1 protein-coding gene is annotated in these 1,877 nt (G+C 35.4%); it reads left to right on the forward strand.

What is annotated here, in order from left to right; all coding sequences use genetic code 11:
• The coding region (locus tag ACFIKE_RS09990) for a glycosyltransferase family 4 protein (protein WP_375649685.1) at positions 1-888 on the forward strand (888 nt) is incomplete at its 5' end.
• Positions 889-1,877: the final 989 nt, after the last annotated feature.

Genomic DNA, 1,877 nt, shown 5'->3' on the forward strand with positions numbered 1-1,877 from the left:
GACCTTTTCGGACTTTGGAAAAGTCCGAAAGGGAAGCCATTTCGTATTTGGCATGCACGACGCAATATTGAGATGCTCTTTGGGATCTTTTTGCGCGATATCTTGAAAATGAAGCTTAAACTTATCTTTACATCGGCTTCACAACGCCATCATAAGCTTTTTACCAAATGGTTGATTCGCTGTATGGATAGGGTTATCGCTACCAGTACACATACGGGCGCTTATCTTGAAGTGCCTCATAAGGTTATTATGCATGGGGTGGATGTGAGGCGTTTTACTCCACTACAGACTCTCGATGATTGCTTTTCTTCGACAGGATTTCCAGGAAAATATGCGGTAGGGTGTTTTGGGCGTTTGCGCTACTCAAAAGGAACAGATTTATTTGTTGATGCCATGATAGCATTATTACCTGACTATCCTGAATGGACAGCACTTATCGCTGGTCGTACGACAGAGCAATATTATCATTTTGAAAAAGAATTACGCCAAAAGATTGCTAAGGCGGGTCTGGATGATCGCATTATTTTTCTTGGTGAGATTCTGGACATCCCTTTGTGGTATCGTCGTTTATCGCTTTACGTTGCACCTTCTCGTACAGAAGGTTTCGGTTTAACACCATTAGAAGCAATGGCATCACAGGTTGCGGTTGTAACGAGTGATGCAGGAGCTTATAAAGAATTGGTGGTCGAGGGAACAGGAACAGTTGTAAAAGCAGGAGATGGAGCGGCTTTAACATCAGCAATTGAACCTTATTTTGCTGATGTAGAAAAAACATTGGCAGCCGGAAAGAAAGCTTTAACCCATGTTCGTATTCACTTTCCTTTGGAAAAAGAGGCAAGCAAGATTGAAAGTGTTTACAAAGAACTGTTTGCGGAAAAAACACTTTGATTATTATATCAAAGATCTTCTTGAGGAATGATAAAAGGTGTTTTCCTTAAAGGTTTTTCATAGTCATGAAGAAAACAGCTCAATAATATAAATGTTATTTTACAAAATTTATATTGTCTTTAGTAGAACGCTATAAGAAGTTCTAAAAATTTTGGATAGAAGATTAAAAATGTATACGCTTAAGAGCGAAATGTGGTTTATGATAAAGCATACGAGGAGAGAGGAAAGCTACTTTCATTCAGTGATATTTTAGAATAAGAAAATAATGCGTTAACTCAAGTCTAGAGATTTATGCACTATCTTATGCGGTGTCGTACTGGTATTGTTCATTTTGTAAGACTTAAATAGATAGCAAAAAAAACGTTTTCTTGTCTTAAAAAAGATAATGACGCTATCTCTATAGATAAAATAGTTGTAAATATTTTCAATAAATTCATAATAAGATCGATCGAAGATCAATATATATGATTTTTATAGATAATTTACCTTTTCAATTTGAATAAGAGCTTTGAGTACCTTAAGATTTTCTCATGTCAAATCTGTTGATATTAAATCAATGAGAGCTATCCTCTTACACATTACAATTGGAAGAAGGCTGTGGTGGATAAAAACTGTTGAAGACAAGGTGTAAAGAGATTTCTTATAAATTGTCTGAAATGCAGGCTGTTACGACGTTAACAGAAAGAAAATAATATGGTGGTACTAATTTATATCTTATTTTGTGGTGCCGATTTGCACCTTATTATTATTTAAGTAAAAATGATGGTGCCCATTTTATATCATTGATATGATGATTTGTATGAAATTTTGGCAAATCTTCAGTGGATTGAGTGAGGGGTGAATATTATGATGCATACTGTTCACACCTTTTTATCTTGTAAATTTTTTATCATGGTAGAATAAAATACTCTCTGCATTAGAATTGTTCACGCCAGAAAGCGGGAATAAAAAGGACGAATATTGTTATGATTTCAAGGCGTCCAGCTAAC

Origin of the sequence: Bartonella sp. MU70NMGDW (assembly GCF_042194085.1) — a bacterium.
Lineage (GTDB): Bacteria > Pseudomonadota > Alphaproteobacteria > Rhizobiales > Rhizobiaceae > Bartonella > Bartonella grahamii.